20 protein-coding genes and 3 pseudogenes are annotated in these 21,293 nt (G+C 60.4%); 17 read left to right on the top strand and 6 right to left on the bottom strand.

The genetic code is table 11. The features are described from left to right. Positions 1-864 precede the first annotated feature (864 nt). Positions 865-990 (top strand): hypothetical protein, encoded by a 126-nt coding sequence (locus NKH59_RS27940; RefSeq protein ID WP_352474836.1) that lies wholly within the window; start codon positions 865-867, stop codon positions 988-990. An 868-nt stretch (positions 991-1,858) separates the two neighbouring features. Here the strand turns inward: NKH59_RS27940 and NKH59_RS27935 are convergent. From NKH59_RS27935 to NKH59_RS27925, 3 genes and pseudogenes are all read right to left on the bottom strand, one after another. Next, positions 1,859-2,086, bottom strand: a pseudogene (locus tag NKH59_RS27935) (helix-turn-helix domain-containing protein); the annotation flags it as partial. Between the two features lie 331 nt (positions 2,087-2,417). Further along, a pseudogene (locus tag NKH59_RS27930) lies at positions 2,418-2,790 on the bottom strand (type II toxin-antitoxin system VapC family toxin). Further along, positions 2,790-3,047 (bottom strand): type II toxin-antitoxin system VapB family antitoxin, encoded by a 258-nt coding sequence (locus tag NKH59_RS27925; protein ID WP_352474834.1) that lies wholly within the window; start codon positions 3,045-3,047, stop codon positions 2,790-2,792. Before NKH59_RS27925 ends, NKH59_RS27930 begins: the two are co-directional and overlap by 1 nt. A 258-nt stretch (positions 3,048-3,305) precedes the next feature. On the opposite strand from NKH59_RS27925, the gene trbB reads away from it, so the two are divergent. From trbB to NKH59_RS27845, 16 genes and pseudogenes are all read left to right on the top strand, one after another. Continuing rightward, the gene (gene trbB / locus NKH59_RS27920) at positions 3,306-4,322 is read left to right on the top strand and encodes a P-type conjugative transfer ATPase TrbB (RefSeq protein WP_353023683.1); all 1,017 of its coding nucleotides are present in this window, start codon (positions 3,306-3,308) and stop codon (positions 4,320-4,322) included. Positions 4,323-4,396: 74 nt separating this feature from the next. Beyond that, complete coding sequence (locus NKH59_RS27915) at positions 4,397-4,660, top strand: TrbC/VirB2 family type IV secretion system protein (protein ID WP_352474837.1); 264 nt, start codon at positions 4,397-4,399, stop codon at positions 4,658-4,660. Beyond that, a complete protein-coding gene (locus tag NKH59_RS27910; protein ID WP_352474832.1) occupies positions 4,660-4,923 on the top strand; it encodes a VirB3 family type IV secretion system protein in 264 nt (87 codons plus the stop codon). Before NKH59_RS27915 ends, NKH59_RS27910 begins: the two co-directional genes overlap by 1 nt. 11 nt (positions 4,924-4,934) lie before the next feature. Beyond that, positions 4,935-7,442: a conjugal transfer protein TrbE gene (gene trbE, locus NKH59_RS27905; RefSeq protein WP_353023681.1), complete on the top strand. Its 2,508-nt coding sequence runs from the start codon at positions 4,935-4,937 to the stop codon at positions 7,440-7,442. Next, complete coding sequence (trbJ, locus tag NKH59_RS27900; RefSeq protein WP_352474829.1) at positions 7,439-8,188, top strand: P-type conjugative transfer protein TrbJ; 750 nt, start codon at positions 7,439-7,441, stop codon at positions 8,186-8,188. The genes trbE and trbJ overlap by 4 nt, the downstream gene beginning before the upstream one ends. Before the next feature lie 12 nt (positions 8,189-8,200). Beyond that, on the top strand, positions 8,201-8,569 hold the full coding sequence (gene trbK-alt / locus NKH59_RS27895) for a putative entry exclusion protein TrbK-alt (protein WP_352474828.1): 369 nt from the start codon (positions 8,201-8,203) through the stop codon (positions 8,567-8,569). Then, complete coding sequence (gene trbL, locus NKH59_RS27890) at positions 8,566-9,930, top strand: P-type conjugative transfer protein TrbL (protein ID WP_353023679.1); 1,365 nt, start codon at positions 8,566-8,568, stop codon at positions 9,928-9,930. The genes trbK-alt and trbL overlap by 4 nt, the downstream gene beginning before the upstream one ends. After that, complete coding sequence (gene trbF, locus NKH59_RS27885) at positions 9,930-10,616, top strand: conjugal transfer protein TrbF (RefSeq protein WP_353023677.1); 687 nt, start codon at positions 9,930-9,932, stop codon at positions 10,614-10,616. The genes trbL and trbF overlap by 1 nt, the downstream gene beginning before the upstream one ends. Further along, entirely contained in the window at positions 10,613-11,677 is a 1,065-nt protein-coding gene (gene trbG / locus NKH59_RS27880) for a P-type conjugative transfer protein TrbG (protein WP_353023676.1), read from the top strand. Before trbF ends, trbG begins: the two co-directional genes overlap by 4 nt. Then, positions 11,674-12,888, top strand: coding sequence for a TraB/TrbI/VirB10 family type IV secretion system protein (locus NKH59_RS27875; RefSeq protein WP_353023674.1), 1,215 nt, complete (start codon positions 11,674-11,676; stop codon positions 12,886-12,888). The genes trbG and NKH59_RS27875 overlap by 4 nt, the downstream gene beginning before the upstream one ends. Next, positions 12,885-13,001: pseudogene (locus NKH59_RS27870) on the top strand (DUF2274 domain-containing protein); the annotation flags it as partial. The gene NKH59_RS27875 and the pseudogene NKH59_RS27870, both read left to right, overlap by 4 nt. A gap of 32 nt (positions 13,002-13,033) precedes the next feature. Next, on the top strand, positions 13,034-13,321 hold the full coding sequence (locus tag NKH59_RS27865; RefSeq protein ID WP_352474823.1) for a DUF2274 domain-containing protein: 288 nt from the start codon (positions 13,034-13,036) through the stop codon (positions 13,319-13,321). Between the two features lie 306 nt (positions 13,322-13,627). Further along, positions 13,628-14,389, top strand: a complete 762-nt coding sequence (locus tag NKH59_RS27860; RefSeq protein ID WP_353023672.1) for a Tll0287-like domain-containing protein — start codon at positions 13,628-13,630, stop codon at positions 14,387-14,389. Then, entirely contained in the window at positions 14,386-17,178 is a 2,793-nt protein-coding gene (locus tag NKH59_RS27855; protein WP_352542693.1) for an ATP-binding response regulator, read from the top strand. Before NKH59_RS27860 ends, NKH59_RS27855 begins: the two co-directional genes overlap by 4 nt. After that, positions 17,175-17,546 carry a response regulator gene (locus NKH59_RS27850; RefSeq protein ID WP_352542692.1) on the top strand — a complete coding sequence of 124 codons (372 nt, stop codon included), beginning with the start codon at positions 17,175-17,177 and terminating at the stop codon, positions 17,544-17,546. Before NKH59_RS27855 ends, NKH59_RS27850 begins: the two co-directional genes overlap by 4 nt. A 24-nt stretch (positions 17,547-17,570) precedes the next feature. Further along, complete coding sequence (locus NKH59_RS27845; protein WP_352996964.1) at positions 17,571-19,133, top strand: adenylate/guanylate cyclase domain-containing protein; 1,563 nt, start codon at positions 17,571-17,573, stop codon at positions 19,131-19,133. Positions 19,134-19,558: 425 nt separating this feature from the next. Here NKH59_RS27845 and NKH59_RS27840 read toward each other — a convergent pair whose 3' ends face one another. The 3 genes from NKH59_RS27840 to NKH59_RS27830 all read right to left on the bottom strand — a co-directional run bounded on the left by NKH59_RS27840 (position 19,559) and on the right by NKH59_RS27830 (position 21,120). Next, positions 19,559-19,951 carry a hypothetical protein gene (locus tag NKH59_RS27840; RefSeq protein WP_353023670.1) on the bottom strand — a complete coding sequence of 131 codons (393 nt, stop codon included), beginning with the start codon at positions 19,949-19,951 and terminating at the stop codon, positions 19,559-19,561. Between the two features lie 231 nt (positions 19,952-20,182). After that, complete coding sequence (locus NKH59_RS27835) at positions 20,183-20,821, bottom strand: ribbon-helix-helix domain-containing protein (RefSeq protein WP_352996961.1); 639 nt, start codon at positions 20,819-20,821, stop codon at positions 20,183-20,185. After that, the gene (locus NKH59_RS27830; RefSeq protein WP_352819405.1) at positions 20,818-21,120 is read right to left on the bottom strand and encodes a beta-barrel domain-containing protein; all 303 of its coding nucleotides are present in this window, start codon (positions 21,118-21,120) and stop codon (positions 20,818-20,820) included. The genes NKH59_RS27835 and NKH59_RS27830 overlap by 4 nt, the downstream gene beginning before the upstream one ends. Positions 21,121-21,293 lie beyond the last annotated feature (173 nt).

Below are 21,293 nucleotides of genomic sequence, written 5' to 3'. Positions count from 1 at the left end.
CCTGTCGGACAAGTTCTTCGGTCAGATACGAAACAATTCGCTCGGTTCCACCGTAGGTTCGGGGCGGCACGGATTCGGTTAGCGGTGCGATCTGGGCTATTTTCATTTAGAAAATCTTTTCGGCGGCGATCGCCGTCTTTCAAACAAGCTTCGGCGGCAACCAAGACAAGCGAGAGCTTCCCGTTGCGAAGTATTCTCTGCAGAGCGTATTTATAGTTGTGCCGTCCGTGCTCCTCCCGTGCAATCAGGTTTCCCTTATTCAATTCCTCTGCATCCAGAACTGCGATCCCTGAGAAATGTTTCACCGGTCCCAGAAAAAGAATGGCGCTCCCGCCTCACATATGCCGCTACGGTTGACCAGGATCCGCGCAAGCTCCAACGTGAGAACTTCACGTTTTGTGCTCCGATTGGCACCGGGTCCTGACAGCATCGTGCTTTCGTTTGTTCTGTGGCTCCTCGACCGAGCAAGGACAGCGAGCCCGCGTCGCCGGAGGATAAGAACGACGCGGGCCGATCGGAGATATCCGATCTGGCAGCAAAAAAATGAGGGAAAGAGTTTGCTGCGTGGGCAGAACTTTTCCTGAGCGCCGGTGTTCCATCGCGTGAGGAAAAAAGCCCGCCGCACAGGTTGATGCGGCGGGTCGATCAAACGTGTTGCACCGAGCGGGGGGCTCGGGGTCGGGCATGCCCGGTGCGCGCGGACCACGCGAACTTTAGATGCACCAGCTGCGATGCGTCCACCAACCGACGGTTGGAGTTTCATTCCGAGAGCTGTCTCACAGTGCGAAGCGGGCAAGTAGTTTATCGGAACCCAGCCTTGGCACATCACGTTGCTCAGTCGCTGACCTTCGAAGGATGCATGCAATGGCGAAAGACATATCTCGCGAGGAAGAGCAACGCGGCACCGAAAAAGTCTTCTTCTGGGGCGCTGCAATCGCCCTTGTCCTTTTTGTGTCTCTGGTGACCATCGCCCTCATCGGAAGGTCCTGATCTGTTTCGACAGTAGGATTCGACCGGCGGGCGCGAGGTCTCGGTGGGTTCAGGGCGAATGCCGGGCTGTTGTACCCTATGAGCCGCTCCCATCCGCCGTTTGTCCTCTCGATCGCCAGTCGAGCCACGATGCACTGAATTCAGAAAATTTCATTGCGCGGGTCACAACCTGCAGCAAAACTGTCCCAATCCAACCCGATCGGCTGTCCTTCGCTGGAGACGAAAAGCCACGGGCGGACGCTACAGGCCTAACTTTTCCCCGAGTGCATCAATGCGTTTAAAAGCTCCCGCCTTGCTAAGGCCGTCGGCATAGGCGTCAGGGTCGACGTTACTCCGGCCGATCCCACACACTGACCAGGTCGGTGACGAGCAGCCCCGCAAACGGTCTGAGAAAGCCTACCAAATGTAGCGGAACAAATCATGATCGTTTCTCATTGAGCTGATCAATCAAGGGGGATTGACCATGGGCGATCGGGACAACCCAAAAATCGAGGCATCGGCAAATTCGGAAAAGACCCGGAAGATTGGGTCAGCGGAGATGACCCCCGCACAAGCCTCATATCTGAAAACTCTGGCCGAACAGGCCGACGACCGCTGGCCGGGACCCGGACAACACGTCGACTGCGGCTGGATGGTAGTTCCCGCGCGGACTGGCAGCCATATCCTGCTCTGGTCGCCAACGGCGCTGACAGAGCCTCCAGTCTCAAGTATTAATCTTTGCGGAAGGGAGACACTTGGCGTGCCTCACTCCACGGAACCAGCACGGGTTGCCCTTCGCGGATCGAGACCCCCCGCCCAGCATTAGCGATGGCCTGCCGTTTTAGGCAGTTTGTCTCATCCCATCGGCGGACTTCGATATTGGCTTGGATCATGGAGATGCCTGCTCGCCGATCAGGCGGGCATATTCCGCCTCCGGCTGGCCATATGAGCTGTTTGCCAAGATGATGAGACCAGTTCGATCACGGACGATGACCTCGCCACGATTTGACCTGATCAGACCGCGGCCTTCCAGCATTTGAAGTGCCACGGTGACGCCCGGCCGTCGTACACCCAACATGACCGACAGGAATTCATGGGTAATCGGCAGCCGGTCGCCTATCTCGAGCATCTCACCTACGAAGCGAGCGAGCTTCGGGCCCTCCCCAGGGCTGTTTTCGACGAGGCCCATCATTTATTGGTGCAGCCAGCGTCGCGGCCGTGAATGTCTGAGTTACAAGTTGGCCGGCTGGATTGGCCCTCAACTTCCAAACCATCCAAGACGCGGCCCAGCAGCACCAGATCGGAAGGACGAAAGACGCCAGCTTGCTCTGCTTTTGCACCAATTGGCATGACGCCCCTCGATGCAGGCCCAGCCGACAGGGCCGAAACTAATTGGGCGCTACTACAGGTTCAAGCTGGAGACAGCCGATGATCTTACAATCTCGTGCTCATGCCGGTTCGATATCCGTTTGGCAGAAGTCTTTGCCGATGAAAAGCAGCGGTTCGTCTGCACGCTTTGCCAAAGCATAGGAAATTCAGCGCCGCCAGGTGGTGGCCCTTGCCGTAGGTCAGCCAACCCTGGGTCGCCAGATCAACCAATTCGGAGTCGACAGGAATGATGTCGGCCTCGACTTTGCGCAGCCAAAGATCGATCTCAGCCAACGCGTGTTCGCCGCGCCTGCTGACCAGCACCATGCGTGCCTCGAGCACGCAGCTTGCCGGGATCAGACGGATTGGGTCGGAGACCAGCGCTCGTTCCAGCCTTGCTGCCTCAGGCTCGCTCCGAAGGATCGCTACAACAGCTGAGGTATCGATCACCATCAGTTAGGGATTCCATGCTCGTCAAACCCGATGATCTCCTCGTCGCTGCGACAATCCAGTTCAGGCAATCGTGCCACTCTTTCTCGGATGGCGCGCAATTCTGCCAGCAGACGCTCCTGAGCGGTCTCTCCAAAGCCCAAGCGGTGCAAGCGCTCGCTAAGGGCCTGATGAATGGCTGCTGTCTTACTGATACCCTGGCGGCGTGCGAGTTCATCGGCGAGAGCAACGGTGGCTGGATTTTTGATGTTCAGGGACACGAGAAACTCCAAAAATCTACCTTTCTGGCAATTTCTACCACAATTCTCTAGCTCTTCAACATACCTGCTAGCCTTCGCCCACACCCGCGCCGGATTGACCACCACAATCGCCAGGCGGTCGCGGCACCGCATTTCGCAAGTCTCTGCACGTCATGCCACGATCGCCGGTTTTGCTTGTTGCAAGGCCGGCGCTCCTGCCTTTTCTAATGATCCCCGACCGCGGCAAGAGCCAGTTCGTGGCGAGAAACGGGGACCCGCATGGCGACCAACTATCATGCCAGTAAGGGAGCGGCATCGCGCGGCGCGCGCATGCTGCGCACCGCCCTCGGCCCGGCGATCGCAGGCTTCCTTGACGATCCAGCCATTGTCGAGGTGATGCTCAATCCCGACGGTCGCCTGTGGGTTGACCGTCTCAGCGAAGGACTGGCTGCAAGCAATGAAATGCTGATCGCGGCAGACGGCGAACGGATCATCAGGCTGGTCGCGCACCATGTCGGTGCGGAGGTGCATTCGGGCTCGCCGCGCGTTTCGGCTGAACTGCCTGGGACCGGTGAACGGTTCGAGGGCCTTTTGCCGCCTGTCGTCACGGCACCAACATTCGCCATCCGCAAGCCGGCGGTCGCGGTGTTTACGCTTCAAGACTATGTCGCTGCCGGCATCATGACCGAAGGCCAGGCTGACGTCCTGCAGCTTGCCGTGGAGACACGCAAGAATGTGCTGGTGGCCGGCGGCACATCGACGGGCAAGACCACGCTCGTCAACGCGCTTTTGGCGGAGGTGGCTAAAACCGCCGAGCGCGTCGTGCTGATCGAGGACACACGCGAGTTGCAGTGTGCTGCGCCCAATCTTGTAGCGCTGCGCACAAAGGACGGCGTCGCCTCGCTGTCCGATCTAGTGAAGTCATCATTGCGGCTTCGGCCCGACCGCATCCCGATCGGCGAGGTACGTGGCGCCGAAGCGCTCGATTTGCTGAAGGCCTGGGGCACCGGCCATCCCGGCGGCATCGGCACCATTCACGCCAATTCTGCCATTGGCGCACTGCAGCGACTGGAACAGCTCGTACAGGAGGCCGTCGTCACGGTCCCGCGCGCGCTGATAGCCGAAACCATAGACCTCGTCGCCGTCCTCGCCGGCCGCGGTTCCGCGCGCCGGCTCGTCGAAATCGCCTTGGTCGACGGGCTCGATCCGGCCACCGGTGACTACCGCACCCTGGAAGCAAATCTCGAGACCACAATGACCGTGAATCACCACTCGCCCTTTGGAGCTTCAAAATGACCCCGATCCGCTTCAATTCATCGGCTGTCCGCAAACTTGCCGTGGAGCTGTCGTATGCGACGACCGCCGCGATCATGACGATTGCGCCCGCCCATGCTGCCGGTTCCTCCATGCCCTGGGAGGAGCCGCTTCAGCAAATTCTCGAATCGATTGAGGGGCCAGTCGCCAAGATCGTGGCGGTGATCATCATCATCGTCACCGGCTTGTCGCTCGCTTTCGGCGACACATCGGGCGGATTTCGCCGGCTGATCCAGATCGTCTTCGGCCTGTCGATCGCTTTCGCGGCAAGTTCGTTCTTCCTGTCTTTTTTCTCCTTCGGCGGCGGAGCGCTGATCTGATGGAGGAGGAAGTCCGCGGCTTTTTCGCGCCGGTGCATCGCGCACTCACCGAACCGATCCTGCTCGGCGGCGCGCCGCGTGCGGTTGCCATCGCCAACGGTACGCTGGCCGGCGCGGTCGGATTAGGACTTCGCTTGTGGGTCGCAGGGCTCATCATCTGGTTGGTCGGACATCTCGTGGCCGTCTGGGCGGCAAAGCGCGATGCGCAGTTCGTCGATGTGGCACGCCGGCACCTTCGCTATCCCTCGCACTTCGGCTGTTGAGGTCCTTCATCATGATGAACCTCGCGGAATACCGAAAGAAGAGTGCCAGCCTCGTCGATTATCTGCCTTGGGCCGCCCTGGTGGCGCCGGGCGTGGTGCTCAACAAGGACGGCAGCTTTCAAAGGACAGTGCGTTTTCGCGGGCCGGACCTGGACTCCGCCACGCCGGCGGAGCTGGTCGGCACGACCGCGCGGCTCAACGGCGCGCTACGCCGGCTCGGCTCCGGCTGGGCAATTTTTGTCGAAGCGCAGCGCAATCCTGCCAGCGGCTACCCAGACAGCCGGTTCCCGGATTGCGCATCGGCACTTCTCGACATCGAGCGTCGCGAACAGTTCGAAGCCTCCGGTGTGCTGTTTGAAAGCAGCTACTTTCTCACATTCGTGTGGCTGCCTCCGGCTGAGGAAGCGTCGCGAATGGAGAGCTGGCTCTATGAAGGCCGGGAAAAGACCGGCGTCGATCCTTGGGAACTCCTGAAGATTTTTGTCGATCGCACCGATCGCGCGCTCAACCTCATCGGGGGCTTCGTTCCCGAAGCTGACTGGCTCGATGACGGGGAGACGCTGAGTTACCTGCACTCAACCATTTCGACCAAGCGGCATCGCGTTCGCGTGCCAGAAACGCCGATGCATCTCGACGCACTGCTTGTCGATCAGCCGTTGGCCGGCGGACTCGATCCGAGGCTTGGCGATGCGCATCTGCGCACACTCACTATCATCGGGTTTCCGACGATGACCTTCCCGGGGATTCTCGACGATCTTAATCGGCTTGCCTTCCCTTACCGCTGGTCAACGCGGGCGATCATGCTGGACAAGACCGAGGCGACCAAGTTGGTGACCAAGATACGCCGTCAGTGGTTCGCGAAACGGAAATCCGTTGCCGCGATCCTCAAGGAGGTGATGACCAACGAGGCGTCTGTTCTCGTCGACTCGGACGCGGCCAACAAGGCGGCCGATGCGGACGCGGCGCTCCAGGACCTGGGCTCTGATCAGATCGGCGAAGCCTATGTCACCGCCACCATGACGGTCTGGGATGTTGATCCATCGATTGCCGACGAAAAACTGCGTCTAGTCGAAAAGATCGTTCAGGGCAGGGACTTCACCTGCATCGCCGAGGGCGTCAACGCTGTCGAAGCTTGGCTGGGCGGCATCCCCGGCCATGTCTATGCCAATGTTCGCCAGCCGCCGCTTTCCACGCTCAACCTTGCGCACGCGATTCCCCTCTCCGCGGTCTGGGCAGGTCCGACCGAGGACGAGCATCTTGGAGCGCCGCCGCTGTTCTTCGCCAGGACGGAGGGCGCCACTCCGTTTCGGTTCAGCCTGCATGTTGGAGACGTCGGCCACACCCTTGTCATCGGCCCGACGGGCGCCGGCAAGTCGGTCCTGTTGGCGCTGATCGCGCTGCAGTTCCGGCGTTACGAGAACAGCCAGGTCTTTGCCTTCGATTTCGGTGGCTCAATCCGCGCTGCCACGCTCGCCATGAATGGTGATTGGCACAATCTCGGAAGCAATGCTGAAAGCGGACAGGGCTCTGACAATCCGTTGCCCTCGCTCACCTTGGCCGATCTGTCGGACGACGTTCAGGCCGTGTCGCTGCAGCCGCTTGCCCGCATCCATCATACGCCAGAGCGGGCCTGGGCGGCCGCCTGGCTCTTCGACATTCTACTGCGGGAAGGCGTGGTCATCACGCCGCAGGTGAAGGAACATCTATGGTCGGCGCTGACGTCGCTGGCTTCTGCGCCAATCCAGGAGAGGACATTAACTGGCCTATCCGTGCTGCTGCAGTCCTCGCCGCTGAAACAGGCGCTTGGTCCCTATTGCATCGGCGGCGCTTTTGGCCGGCTGCTTGATGCCGAGCATGAGCGACTCGGCGAAGCCACCGTCCAGGCGTTCGAAACCGAGGGCCTGATTGGCACGGGTGCTGCTCCCGCGGTGCTTGCCTACCTTTTCCACCGCATCGAGCAGAGGATGGATGGACGGCCGACGCTGCTGCTCATTGACGAGGGCTGGCTGGCGCTCGACGATGGCGGTTTCGCCGACCAGTTGCGCGAATGGCTGAAGACGCTGAGAAAGAAGAACGCCAGCGTAGTCTTCGCCACGCAGTCGCTTTCCGACATCGACGGATCGCCAATCGCGCCGGCAATAGTAGAAAGCTGCCCGACGCGGCTGTTCTTGCCCAACGAGCGCGCCATCGAGCCGCAGATCACCGAGATCTACCGACGCTTTGGTCTCAACGATCGCCAGATCGAGATCATCGCCCGGGCGATACCGAAGCGCGACTATTACTGTCAAAGCCGCCGCGGCAATCGTCTGTTCGAACTAGGGCTCGGTCCAATCGCGCTGGCGCTCTGCGCCACATCGTCCAAATCCGACCAGGCCGCGATCGGCCGGATCGTCGCCGAGGCCGGCCGAGACCATTTCCTCGAGGCCTGGCTAGCGGAGCGCAGTCTGTCCTGGGCGGCCGACCTCATCCCAGGTCTCACCAACTTGATCAACCAGTCCACCGAGGAGATTTCGTCATGAATTCCGTTCTTGCAGGTCGCCGTATCCGTCGCGTGGCGGCAGCCGGCGCCATCGCCGTGGCCACGGCGCTGTCATCGGCACCAGCATCAGCGCTGATCGTGTTCGATCCCAGGAATTACGCCGAAAACCTGCTTTCGGCATCGCGCGCCCTGGAGCAGATCCACAACCAGATCACCTCGCTTCAGAACGAAGCGCAGATGCTGATCAACCAGGCGAAGAATCTCACTTCGCTGCCGACCTCGCTGCTGGGCCAGATCGAGGCCAATTTTGCCGAGATGAAGAGCCTGCTCGGCGAGGCCGACAAGCTGGCCTATAGCGTCCAGGAGGTCGAGAGCCAGTTTACCTCCGCTTACGAGAATTTCGGTTCGAATCTCTCCAGCCAGCAGCTTGTCGACGGCGCGCGTCAACGCTGGCAGACCTCGGTGTCGGCCTTCGAGCATTCGCTGAAGGCGGGCGCCGTCGCGGTCGACAACATCGCCGCGACACAAGAGCAGACGAGTGCGCTGGTCGGTGCCAGCCAGTCCGCCGTCGGCTTGCTTCAGGCGACGCAGGCCGGCAACCAGCTCCTCGCGGTCCAAGCCAGGCAAGTTGCCGACCTCACTGCGATGCTGGCCGCACAAGGACGAGCCGAAGCCCTTGAGCAGGCGAGGCGGGCGGCCGCGCAGGAGCAGGCACGGGAACAGTTCAGCCGTTTTATGACGGGCAGCAGCTACAGCGCGTCATCTGTAAAAATGTTCCACGACTGAGGCAAAGACCGCATGGATCTCAAGATCGCCGCCCGGATAACAGCCGTTCTTGCCCTTGGCGCCGCCATGACCGCCGCCTCCATGGCGCTGCGCGGCGGCGGCTCGCAGAACGCGTCCTCCCCGCGCTCTGCATATCCGGGCGGCGAGCCGGCTGGGGTCGAGCTTGCCCGATGCCGGGACATTGGCATGGCGGCGATTGATGACGACGCCTGCAGGAAAGCCTGGGCGGAAAGCCGCCGACGCTTCCTGCAACCATCCCGCCCCATCGCGCCAAACGCGGGTCCGTGGATCGAGAAGGACCAGAGCCGAATGCTGCCGCTCCAACCGCCAACTCCGCCTAGCGCGGAAGACCGGCTCCATCCGGAAACGGTGGCGCCATGAACGACACCGGCGTGATCGATCGCTTCCTGGAGACGTTTACCCGCTATATCGATTCCGGCTTTGGTCTGCTCGGTGGGGAAGTTGCGTTTCTTACTTCGACCCTCATTGTCATGGACATCACACTGGCCGGCCTGTTCTGGGCATGGGGTGCTGATGAGGACGTCCTGCACCGGCTAGTGAAGAAGACTCTCTATATCGGCTTCTTTGCCTTCATCATCGGCAACTTCAATCGTCTGGCCGGCATCGTCTTCGAGAGCTTTTCCGGGCTCGGCCTGAAGGCTGGAGGCTCGGCACTTTCAGGCTCGGCATTGCTGCAGCCGGGCCGCGTTGCACAAGTCGGCATCGATGCCGGCAATCCGATCCTCGAGGCCGCCAGCCAACTGATGGGCTACGTCTCGTTCTTCGAGAATTTCGTCCAGATCGTAGTGCTGATGATCGCCTGGGCGATAGTACTGATTGCGTTCTTTCTTCTGGCCGTCCAGATCTTCGTCACGCTGGTCGAATTCAAGCTGACGACGCTTGCCGGGTTTGTGCTGCTCCCCTTTGCGCTGTTCAACCGGACCGCCTTTCTTGCCGAAAAAGTGCTCGGCAACATCGTTGCCTCCGGCGTGAAGATCCTGGTCCTTGCCGTCATCGTCGGCATCGGCTCGGGGCTGTTCGCCGAGTTCACCCGAGGCTTCGGCGCGGAACAGCCCACAATCACGGATGCGCTGTCGCTTGTCCTGGGCGCCCTGTCGCTGATGGGGCTGTCGATCTTCGGTCCAAGCATTGCGACGGGGCTGGTCTCTGGTGCCCCCCAACTTGGCGCAGGTGCCGCTGTTGGCACGAGCCTCGTCGCTGGCGGCCTTGGCGCGGCCGGCGCTATGGGTGCTCGCACCGGATTGAGCGGCGCTGGCGCACTCAATGCCGGGGTGCGTATGTCGGCAGCGGCCGCACGCGGTGGCGCACACCTGGCCGGCAGCACTTCGGCCGCCTGGGAGCTTGGCGCAGCGACATCTGGACGAGGTGGTGCAGGCTCGGTCGCCGCCGGCGTGGCAGGTGTCGCCAGGGCCGGTGCCAGCGCTGCCGTTCGACCGGTGAAGCAGGCCATGTCACGCGCTGCGACGGCGTTGTCCGACAGCTATGAGGCCGGCCGCTTTGCGGCTTGGACTGCGACGAGTGGAGAGCGATCGTCGGGCACGGCCTCCTCCGGCGACTGGCCGTCCACCGGGGCCAGTGCCGACTCTCCGCCAGCATGGGCAAAACGCATGAAACGCAGCCAGGCCATGAGCCATGGCGCCAGCATCGCCGCCCATTCGGTCCACTCGAGCAATGATGGCGGCGGCTCGATGAATGTTTCCCTCGATCAGGACGACCGCTGATGACACCCTTTAGACGCCCTTTTGTTCGTTACTCAAAAACGCCTCACCCTGAGACGCCATATCAGCGCGCAGCCCAGATTTGGGACGAGCGCATCGGCTCGGCTCGCGTCCAGGCGAAGAACTGGCGGCTGATGGCCTTCGGCTCTCTCGTCTTGGCCGGCGGTTTTGCATCCGCATTGGTCTGGCAGTCGACGCGCGGCTCAGTGGTTCCCTGGGTGGTGGAAGTCGGCAAGTTCGGCGAAGCGCAGGTTGTCGCTCCGGCCGTTGCCGACTATCGGCCGACCGATCCGCAGATCGCCTGGCATCTGGCCCGCTTCATCGAACAGGTCAGAGGCATTCCGGCCGACCCGGTCATCGTCCGCCAAAACTGGCTGCGCGCCTACGACTACACCACAGACCGCGGCGCCATTTCCCTCAATGATTACGCCCGGTTGAACGACCCTTTTGCCAAATTGGGCAAACTCCAGATCGCCATCGAGGTTTCCAGCGTCATCCGTGCTACGCCCGATTCCTTTCGCGTCGCCTGGATCGAGCGCCGTTACGAGAATGGCAACCTGGCCGGCACGGAGCGCTGGACCGCAATCCTCACAATCGTGATTCAGCAACCCCGCGACGCTGACCGGCTCAAAGCCAATCCGCTTGGCGTCTATGTCAACGCCATCAGCTGGTCGAAGGAGTTTTCATGATGGGTGCAGCACCAACAAGAACATCGGCGAGACCGGCCACGCGCAATGCGCCCAAGGCACGTAGGCTTGCCCTGACACTGCTGTCGGCAACGGCGCTCGCCGGCTGTGCATCGAAGAAATACATTCCGCCGGAAATCGCCTACGACGATGCGGTGTCTGCGGTGCGCAGGGTCGAGCCGCCTGGTCCGGTCAAAGTGGTGGAAGTGCCGAAACCGCTTCCGCTGCCTGGTCAGTTGAAACCAGTCGACGCTACGAAGGTGAAGCCGGAGCCGACCGATCCGAAGCAGCGTATCAGCCAGGCGAACGAGGCAGCAAGGATGCAGCCGGTTCGCGACGGGTTCGTCAATGCCATCCAGCTCTATCCCTGGAGTGAGGGCGCGCTCTACCAGATCTATGCCGCGCCCGGCCAGGTCACCGACATCGCCTTGCAGCCCGGCGAGCAGCTTGTCGGCTCCGGGCCTGTGGCCGCCGGCGACACGGTGCGCTGGATCATCGGCGATACGCAAAGTGGGGCAGGGGAGCGCCAGCAGGTCCATATTCTTGTGAAGCCGACACGGCCGGATCTGCAGACCAATCTCGTCATCAACAGCGACCGCCGCACCTATCATCTCGAGCTGCGCTCGACCGAAAAGACCTACATGGCTTCGGTCTCCTGGCAGTACCCGCAGGACCAGCTGATTGCGCTGCGGCGCCAGAACGCGCAGGCTTCCGCCGCACAGCCGGTCGCGTCCGGCGTCGACATCCAGAAACTGAATTTCCGCTATCGCATCGAAGGCGACATGGCGCCCTGGCGGCCGCTTCGCGCCTTCGATGACGGTGCAAAAGTCTACATCGAGTTCCCGTCTGGCATAGGGCAAGGTGAAATGCCGCCACTCTTTGTCATCGGCCCATCGGGCGGCTCGGAGCTGGTCAACTACCGTGCTCGCCAGAACTACTACGTCGTTGATCGGCTGTTTGCCGCCGCTGAATTGAGGCTCGGCGACAAAACAAGCGAAAAGCGCGTCCGCATCGTGCGTACGGACGGCAAACGAACCTCGCCCAGCACGAGGCTGTTCCGATGAGCGACCCTGCAAATGCACCCAACCAGGACATTCGAGCGGAACTGCGCCTTCGGCCCGAACCGGCCAGGGTCACGCGACTGTCGCGCAAGGTGCTGATAGGCGTTGGTGGAGTTGCCAGCGCTGCGATCCTCGGCACGTTGATTTGGGCGCTCGACACCAGACAGCGCGGAACCGAACAGCCGTCCGAGCTCTTCACCACCGAAAACCGCTCAACGGCCGACGGGCTACAGAAGCTGCCGAAGGACTATGCCGGTGTTCCGCAACTCGGCCCCGCGCTGCCTGGCGATTTGGGCCGGCCGATCTTGCGCGCGCAGGAGCGCGGCCAGCCGATTGGGGCGTCCAACGTCAGTGGCCCGCGCGCCGATCCGGAGGAGCAGCGCCGACTGGCCGAGATCGAGGCCGCACGCGTGGCGAAGCTCTTCACCGATACGAACACGAGACCTGGTCCCACACGACAGGAGGCTGGCAGCAGGGTCATAGGACCGGACACCCAATCTGGTCTGACTCCGCCGCTTGGGCCGCCACCGATCGATCCTGGCGCCGCGCAAAACGTGCAGGATCGCAAGCTGGCCTTCGTCAATGCCGAGCCAGACCGTCGCACAATCAGCCCCAATCGGCTCGCCGAGAAGGCCTCGCCCTACGTGGTGCAAGCCGGCAGCGTCATTCCAGCTGCCCTTATCACCGGCATCCGCTCCGACCTGCCCGGCGAGATCACCGCTCAGGTCACGGAAAATGTCTACGACAGCCCAACCGGCTCATACCTTCTGATCCCGCAGGGTGCGCGGCTGATCGGCCAGTATGACAGCCAGGTCGCGTTCGGTCAGTCGCGCGTGCTGCTGGTCTGGAACCGGCTGATCATGCCCGATGGCACATCGATCGTGCTGGAGCGCCAGCAGGGCGCAGACACGCAAGGGTTTTCTGGCCTTGAAGACGAAGTTGACCATCATTGGGGCCAGATGTTCCGGGCCGCAGCGCTCTCGACATTGCTGGGCATTGGGACATCGCTCGGGTCCAGCGACGACGAAAGCGAAATCGCCAAGGCCATCCGCGAAAGCGCGCAGGACTCGGCCTCCGATATTGGCCAGCAGATCGTGCGCAATCAGCTCAACGTGCAGCCGACGCTCACGGTGCGGCCCGGTTTTCCGGTTCGCGTGATTGTCAATCGCGACCTTGTTCTTGTGCCTTACGGCAAGTCAAAGGGTCCGTCATGACCAAGCTGAAACGCTCCGCCATTCCCGATAACCGTCCGGTCAAGATCACCGTCGAACTGCCTGCCGCCGTTCATCGCGACCTCGTCGCCTACGCAGATTATCTGAACAGGCAACATGTCTTTGTCTCACAAGCAGGAGGTGAACAATGCCAGATCTGAGGCTCGGTCGGCTGCCGAAGGTTGGCGTCGTCCGCATGACCATCATCCTGCCGGAGCCTCTCAAGGAGGAACTCGATCAGTACGCGGCCGAGCACAGCCGGCTCTATGAACCCGTGGACACCGCTGCCCTGATTCCGCACATGCTGGAGGCCTTCGTCGGTTCGGATCGCGGTTGGCGCAGTCGTAAGGCGAAGGCCGGCCGTGCCCGCCAAAGAGGGGCGTCTCCGGCCAGCAGCACGACGCGAAGCGGTGCTGAAGGTGATGGCTCCGCCTGAAGCTGTCCCAGTGGCTTTACCCTAAGCGGAATGCCGGTTCCGACCCTAAGCGGAAGCTCGCTTGCTCCGGGCCAATTCACGGCCATCACCCGAAGCCGTCATCCAGTTGGTCGAGGCTGTGGGTTGGCAATGGGGTGGCGATGGGGTGGTAAGGGACGTTCGGCGGAGATGGGTTACACGCCAGGGACGCTTCGGAACAGACGGCGAATATTCGTTCCCTCCTTCCCTGAGCTTCGAAGTTTGTCGCTGCCTCCCCGGCTTTTATCGTGCTATGCTGTTAGTGGCCTTCCTGGAAGGGAAACGGAAATGTCCGGCATGTCAGCGTTGACGCGGACTTTCATTGCCGCTGTTCTTGTCGGCTGCGCGCTCGTCGTGTCGTCTGCCATCGGAGCGGGAGTTACCGAGGATGTCGCGACGGGAACGCGACTCGCGGAATTGCTCCGTGCGGGGCGACGTATCATATCGAACTACCAGACGCTCATCAATGATCCTGCTGTTGGCGACAAGCACCTCGACGGTGAGCGCATTACGAGAGAGGCCATCGCCGAATACTCAAAACACATCGGCAACGACCCGCTTTCCGGCGAATTGACCGAGCGCGACCGGCGTCTGCTTGAAGTCCAGATTGAGGCGATGCGAGAGGTGGTGGACGAACAGCAAGATAACATCAACCGCGCGGGAATCGCTTTCAAGGGCTTCGTGCCAGCCGTGTTTGCGCGTCTGATGAATGACAAGTTCGTCGCCAAGGCCGGCAACGAAGCTCGGGTGCGCGTGACTGCGCCAGAGCAACTCGTGCGCAACCGCAAATCGCTTCCGGACGCCTGGGAAGCACAGATCATCGAAAAGGTCTTGGTGGATCCGCAGAGAGCGAAGGGAGAAGCCTACACGGACGTCACACAGGCGGATGGACGCCCGGCATTTCGAATGCTGCTGCCCGAATACTATACCGGCTCGTGTCTTTCCTGTCACGGCGAGCCGAAGGGCGAGATCGACGTGACAGGATATCCAAAGGAGGGCGGCAAAGCGGGCGATCTGGGAGGCGCGATCAGCATCGTCTTGTTCAAATGAGCGCTTTGGAACAATCACCGCACCAAGTGGAAGCCGTATCGGCGCCGGCGAGGCCACTTGCGCGTAGCTTCGCCAATCTACCGATTTCGGCCCGCATAGCTGCGCTGACAGCGGCCGGCCTTGTCAGCCTCATCGTATCGTCCATCTTTCTCACCCAGGCACTTTATCGCAGTGCAGATCGAACCGCGGAGACCAAGGCATTTTTCGACGTCGCGTCCACTGCGGCTGCGGCCCACGTAACATTCGGCGAATTGCGATACTGGCTGACTGATTTGTCGGTTAGCTTGTTGATGAATTCTCAGCGCAATGCCGAGCAGGCGCGCGAGCGACTGCTGGCACATCTGGACCGCCTTTCGAAATCATCACCGGATGCGGTCAGGGAAATCCGCGTTGAGATCGATGCCTATGTCAAAACGGCGTTACGAGCGGCAGACAGCTATACTCAAGACAACCGCATCATCGGCAACACTCTCCTCGCCGAGGCGCGCACCCACAGCGCAAATGTGGATGCCGCGCTTAACAAACTCGTCGAACGAGCGAGCGCCGAGGCAGAAGCCGCTCGCAACGAGGTCGTAACGGAAACCCAGAAAACGGCGACGACCGCTGCCGTGCTGGTGGCCATCGTGGTGATGATCGGGTCGCTTCTCACCATCCTTGTTCTTCGCTCGATCGTCGGCCCGTTGCGGCGCTTGAACCGGGTGATCGGAAATCTGACGGAAGGACGCTACGACGTCGAAATACAGGCAGAGGGAGGCGACGAGCTCGGCGCGATGGCGCGGACGCTTCGGCTTTTCCGGGCGAGCGCAATTGAAAAGCAAAGACTGGAAGATGAGGCGGAGCGGCAAAGACGGACGATCGCAGCGGCACTCGAGGCGATTTCTGACGGATTTGTCCTGTTCGATTCGGAGGACAAGGTCCTTCTTGCCAACAGCAAATACTGCGAAATCTTTCCCGGCAATGAGCGAGCTACTCTTCCTGGGCAAAGCCTTCAGGATATTCTGAAAGGACGCTTGGCGAGCGGGCACGTCGACCTTGAGGGCGCGTCGCCGGAGGAATGGATTGCGGAGAGGCTGCGCATCCAGAAGGATCCGGCAGGCTTCGTCCACGAGGGTCGCTTCGGAGAACGCTGGGTCCGCGTCAGCAAACGAAAGACCCCTGACGGCGGGACCGTCGCCGTTTACACCGACATCACGGAACTGAAGCAGAGAGAGGTCGAACTCGAGCGGGCCAAGAGCCATGCTGAAGCGGCAAATGAGGCCAAGAGCAGCTTCCTCGCGTCCATGAGCCACGAGCTACGCACTCCATTGAACGCGATCATTGGCTACAGCGAGATGCTGATCGAAGAGGCGAGTGACGAGCAAATGAACGAGTTTGTCCCAGATGTGGAAAAGATCGCAGGGGCCGGTCGCCATCTCCTCGCGCTCATCAACGACATCCTCGATCTGTCGAAGATCGAGGCAAATAAGATGGAAAATTTCCTGGAGACTTTCGACGTCGCCGACTTGTTGCGCGATGTCCAGGCCACAGTAGCGCCACTGATGGCGAAAAACAGAAACAGTTTCGTGCTGGACCTCGCGGGAGACCTTGGGAAAATGCATTCGGACCAGACGAAGTTGCGTCATAACCTCTTCAATCTACTCAGTAACGCGGCCAAGTTCACCGAAGTGGGCCGTGTAACGCTGGCGGTTCGACGCAACAGGACATCGGATGGCGACTGGCTAATATTCGTAGTGTCTGACACCGGGATCGGGATGACGCCAGAGCAACAAGAACGGCTCTTTGACGCTTTTACGCAGGCAGACGCGTCCACCACTCGCAACTATGGCGGAACGGGATTGGGCCTTAGCATAACCCGGAGTTTCTGCCGAATGATCGGAGGCGTTGTAACGGTCAAGAGCGAGTTCGGAAAAGGCTCGACCTTCACAATGGAGATTCCAGCCGAGTGCAACGAGGAATCTAGCGAGCAGCGACTCGCCGAACCGCTGTCGTCCAGGGCGTCGGACAAGGCGGTTCTGATCATCGATGACGAGCCTGCCGCCCGAACCCTTATCGCCAGGGCCTTGGCAGAAGCGGGACTGGCGTCGATCGAAGCAGCAAGCGGCGAGGAAGGAATAGCCGCTGCGCGAGCGCATCGCCCTGTCGCAATCGTTCTCGACATTATCATGCCGCATCAGGACGGCTGGTCAGTGCTGCGCTCGCTGAAGAGCGACAAGGAGCTCTGCGAGATTCCAGTAATCCTTGCGACGATACTTGCAGATCGCGAACTCGGCCTCTCACTCGGTGCGGTCGAATACCTAACGAAGCCGATCGACACGCGGAAGCTTGTTCGAACGATAGAGGCTTGCGGCAGTGGCAACCGCGATGTGCTTGTTATTGATGACGATCAAGCCTCGCGCGATTTCCTTCGGCGTATTCTGGTCAAGAAGGATTGGCGGGTTCACGAGGCAAGCGATGGCCTGCGCGGCCTCAAGCTGATGAAGCGGTTGTTGCCGCGTCTGGTCCTGCTTGATCTGCTGATGCCCGAAATGGACGGATTCGAGACCTTGAATGAGATGCAGCAGGTGCCCGAGCTGCAGAACATTCCGGTCGTCGTCGTGACTTCCAAGGATTTGTCGGCGGACGAGCTCAAATGGCTTCGCGACAGGGCGGTCGCGGTTGTGACCAAGGGCGCAAACAGTCGGTCTCAGTTGGTCGAGGCCCTCGAGCGCCAGATATTCCCACTTGGATCGACAGGTGCCAGCATTGCCGATCCCGGAACCGCCCCCATGGCTGAAGGAAGCCGAGGATGACGAGGATCCTTCTCGTAGAAGACAACGAATTGAATCGCGACATGCTCTCGCGGCGGTTGTCGCGGCGTGGGTTCGAAGTCCTGATTGCGGAAAACGGACAGTCGGGCGTGGAACTCACCGTTTCGGAAAGGCCGGATCTCATCCTCATGGATATGAGCTTGCCGGTCATGGACGGGTGGGAGGCGACCCGGCGGATCAAGGCTGATCCGGCCACCTCCGGGATCCCGATCATTGCGCTTTCTGCGCACGCGATGGCCAGCGATCGCGAAATGGCGCTCGAGGCCGGCTGCGATGACTACGATAGCAAGCCGGTGGACCTGTCGCGACTTGTCCAGAAAATTGAACAATTGCTCGCCGGGGATCGATGAGGCCCAGGCCGACGGTTTGAAAACATGACTGCCAAGAACAAGTTCCAACGCCATGCGATCGCCGTCCATCTGGCACAGCAGCTCGCCGGACCGGCGCGGGCAATCTCAGGATTTCAGGAGTTGCTGACCGAACAGGTGCAGGATCTCGGTCTGGTCCACATGACACCGGATCTGGAGAAGGTCAGCGCCGCTGCTTGCGAATTGAATGGCCTGATCGACAGCTTGATCTATGGCAAAGCCGACAATCAGAACCGGGCAGGGGTCGAGATCGAGGCGAAACTGCGCCACGACTTGCGAACGCCGCTCAACGCGATCATCGGCTATTCCGAAATGATTCGTGAAGAAGCCGAAGAATTGCACGAATACGCGCTGGAAGAGGATGTCAGGGTGATGCTCGCCGCGGCGGCCGAGTTGTTGGCGCATGTCGATGCAATCGCCGGCCTCTCGCGCGCACCCGACAGCGAGGAACCGCGGACCACGGATCAGGCTGAGATCGATGCGGCAGGACTCGAACGGGCACTGATCAAGACGGAGCACCCCGTAAGCTCCGGCTGTGGCCGCATACTTGTCGTCGACGACATCAGCAGTAACCGCGGTCTCCTGTCCCGCCGCTTGCAACGTGACGGTCATCAGGTAGTCACTGCCGAGTCCGGTCTGTCAGCGCTGGCTCACCTTGCGGAACACGAGTTCGACCTGGTTCTGCTGGACCTCCTGATGCCGGACATGAACGGCATCGAGGTGCTCTCACGATTGAAAGCGGAGCGCCGATGGCGGCATATCCCTGTCATCATGATATCGGGGTTGGACGAAGTGGACGCAGTGGTCCGCTGCATCGAGGCGGGGGCCGACGATTACTTGCCTAAACCTTTCAATCCAGTCCTGCTGCGCGCCCGGATCAACTCGAGTTTGGAGAAGAAGCGTTGGCTTGACCGCGAGCACCAGTATCTTCAGCGGATCGAGGTGGAGAAGGGGCGGGCTGACTCGCTTCTTCATGCGATCCTGCCCGGTCAGATCGTGGCACGGCTGCATCGGGGCGAAGAGTTCATTGCCGACCGGTTCGATGAAGTGACCATTCTTTTTGCCGATATTGTCGGTTTCTCGAGCATAGCGGCAAGGTTGCCGCCGTCGGACCTGATCAAGCGCCTCGACAGGCTATTCGGCACGTTCGACGTCTTGGCGGAGAAGCATTCCGTCGAGAAAATCAAGACCATCGGAGACGCCTATATGGCTGCGAGCGGTGTTCCCGAACCGGCAGCTGACCATGCCGACAGGATCGTGGCACTCGGGAAATCCATGCTGGACGCGTTGAAGCCCTTAGCTTGGGGCAACGATAGTTTTCGGATCCGCATTGGCGTGCACACGGGACCGGTGACCGCGGGCCTGATCGGCCGGCATCGGTTCGTCTACGACCTCTGGGGCGAGACCGTGAATATTGCAAGCCGGCTCGAGTCCCAGGGCGTGGCCGACCGCATGCAAATCTCGGAGGCAACCAAGCAGGCCCTGCGCACCTCCTGGAAGCTCGAACCGCGCTGTAATCTAGAACTGGCAGGTGTCGGCAGGATCGAAACCTATCTCGTTCAACACTGATCGGAACAATGTCTGACTGCCCTTAGGGAAATTTCGCGAAGCGATGCTCTGTGCTCGGACCGCCGGCGCTCCGCAGCGTGGCATCGAAAGTGGCCCCTGGCCAGTGCAAGCACTGGGGTTAGCCCTGTGACGAGGGCTACATCGCCACACCTGCTACCCGAGATGAGATAGTGGGTTTGAGGAGCGCTACCGCCTTTCGGCTTCGGCTATTCCAACACGGCATGCGTTGACGGAAGGGAGAGTGTGAGTTTGAAGACGCAGACTTCTCAGTGGCACTCCGTCTGGCTTCAACCTGAAAATGTCTCAATCGATCAACGCTCAGCAGTGAGATTCGCTGCAAGTGGTCTTCAAGACAGTCAACTGTCAGCGGCAAGCTGGGTCTCGAGATCGCCTTCTGAATTCGATATCAGGCGAGAGAACACTCGTTAGTCCGAATTGGCGGGCGCGGAGGAATACTGGTTTTTGCCTGTTGCCCTTGCTCGGCCCCGCCAATGCGATCCGTCGGGAAGTTTAGCCGATAATTCGCCTTGAGTCAGTGCGGCGACAAGTAGAGAGCAATCGAGTTCCTCAAGGAACGGAACCTTCAGGTCACTCTGAGCTGCCATCCGAAGCGATCTCAATCTTGCTGTCTTTTCGCTACGTTCGGCATGCTCAGCCTCGGCAATGACTTTCGCGGAGCGAATAAGCTTTCTATTTTCCAGCCAACACATGTGTTCGATCCTGCGAAATTTCTTCTTGGAGCTTGCCGCAGCTTTTCCGCGCGGATTTGCGCGACGATCAGCCCAGTTCGGATCCAATCCCGTTTTTCTGCTCGCCAAGCCTTCTCTGGCGCCAATACGTCGTCTTGCCCTCTCTCTTCGAGGTTGTCGCCCTTCATTGTAATGAATCCGGTTGATTGGTGATGGTGCCGCTCCCGCCACACGGTGCGGGCCGTCGGCTGGCAATAGCGGTCGGGCCTAATCGAAGTCTCGCAGACAGTTCCTATTCGCGCTAAATGACACGAAGGATCTTCAGCCCGGATAGAGCCTCGCTCACCGGAGGCCGCAGTTCTAGCTGTTGACGAACGCCATCAGCAATTCCGGTTCGGGTACGGGCGCCCGTACTACATTCAATTGACCTCGGTACCGGCGTTCGCCGGCCCCGATTACAAAGCCGCTGGCGATCGGTACTTCGCCGTTGGCGTCGAGTTGGGCAAAAATGTCGGCGACAGGGAGATCCAGCGCCAGCTTGAGATCTAGTCGTGCATCATTGTTTGGTCCGATCGGCAACTGACGCTTGACGAATTGCTGGAACGAAGCATTGAAAGTCAGGATCTTCTTCGATGACGCCAAGGCAAAAGCGGGCGAGGGGCAGGCAAGCAATATGGCATTGATCGTCCTGATCGATGCAAGCTTCCGCAGGGCCATGTTTTGATCCGCCAGCCCGTGTATGCAAGCCACCCGAATCGCCGATGTCAGGTTACCAGTCTTGGTCGGGCTGTCGGCGATCTCCTCGATCAGCATGCCGATTGTGCATTTCCTACTTTCAGCCATCTGCTTCAGAGATATCCAGAAAGCCTTTTCCAGACGAATGCCGCGGCGTATGCCGCCACGCGCGACGACCCGGAATTCCAGCCCGAAATCCTCTTTTGTGATCGTTAGAAGCAGCCGATCACGATTGATGGGAGGAGAGGTGGCGCTAGCGCTCACTCATGGTCTCCTGACGCGCCTTGTTGATCGGCTTTAAAAGGTAACTCAGAATCGCCTTGCGTCTTGATGTCTACTGAGCACATTATGCCCGGGATGGTTGAATAAGTCTCGCCATCCCTCGCGAGCGTCGATTTGTCCGCCGCGACACGAACCTGGTAAAAGGCTCCCCCGTTTTTCTGATCGACCAAACTGTCGGCGATCATGCTAGAGACCTTGCCTTCGATGCCGCCGAAGATCGAGAAGTCATAAGTGGTGACCTTTATCAGCGCCTCGCGGTGGTCGGGACGAATAGACGACATCGCGTAGCGAGACCCACACTTCGATCAGCAAGGTTTCGTGGGTTGGCACGATGTCAGCCACGAGCAGCAGGCTGGACGAAGGCACCGACGTCCACCCGACAAAAACGACGAAAAGCGCTCCCAGAACGAATATGGACGCCGACCCTCAAAGCGGCGGACGATCTTCTCTGGCA

It is taken from the genome of Mesorhizobium sp. M0998 (assembly GCF_040318885.1).
Lineage (GTDB): Bacteria > Pseudomonadota > Alphaproteobacteria > Rhizobiales > Rhizobiaceae > Mesorhizobium.
The sequence above is the reverse complement of the archived record's forward strand: the minus strand, read 5'-3'. Positions and strand labels throughout refer to the sequence as shown.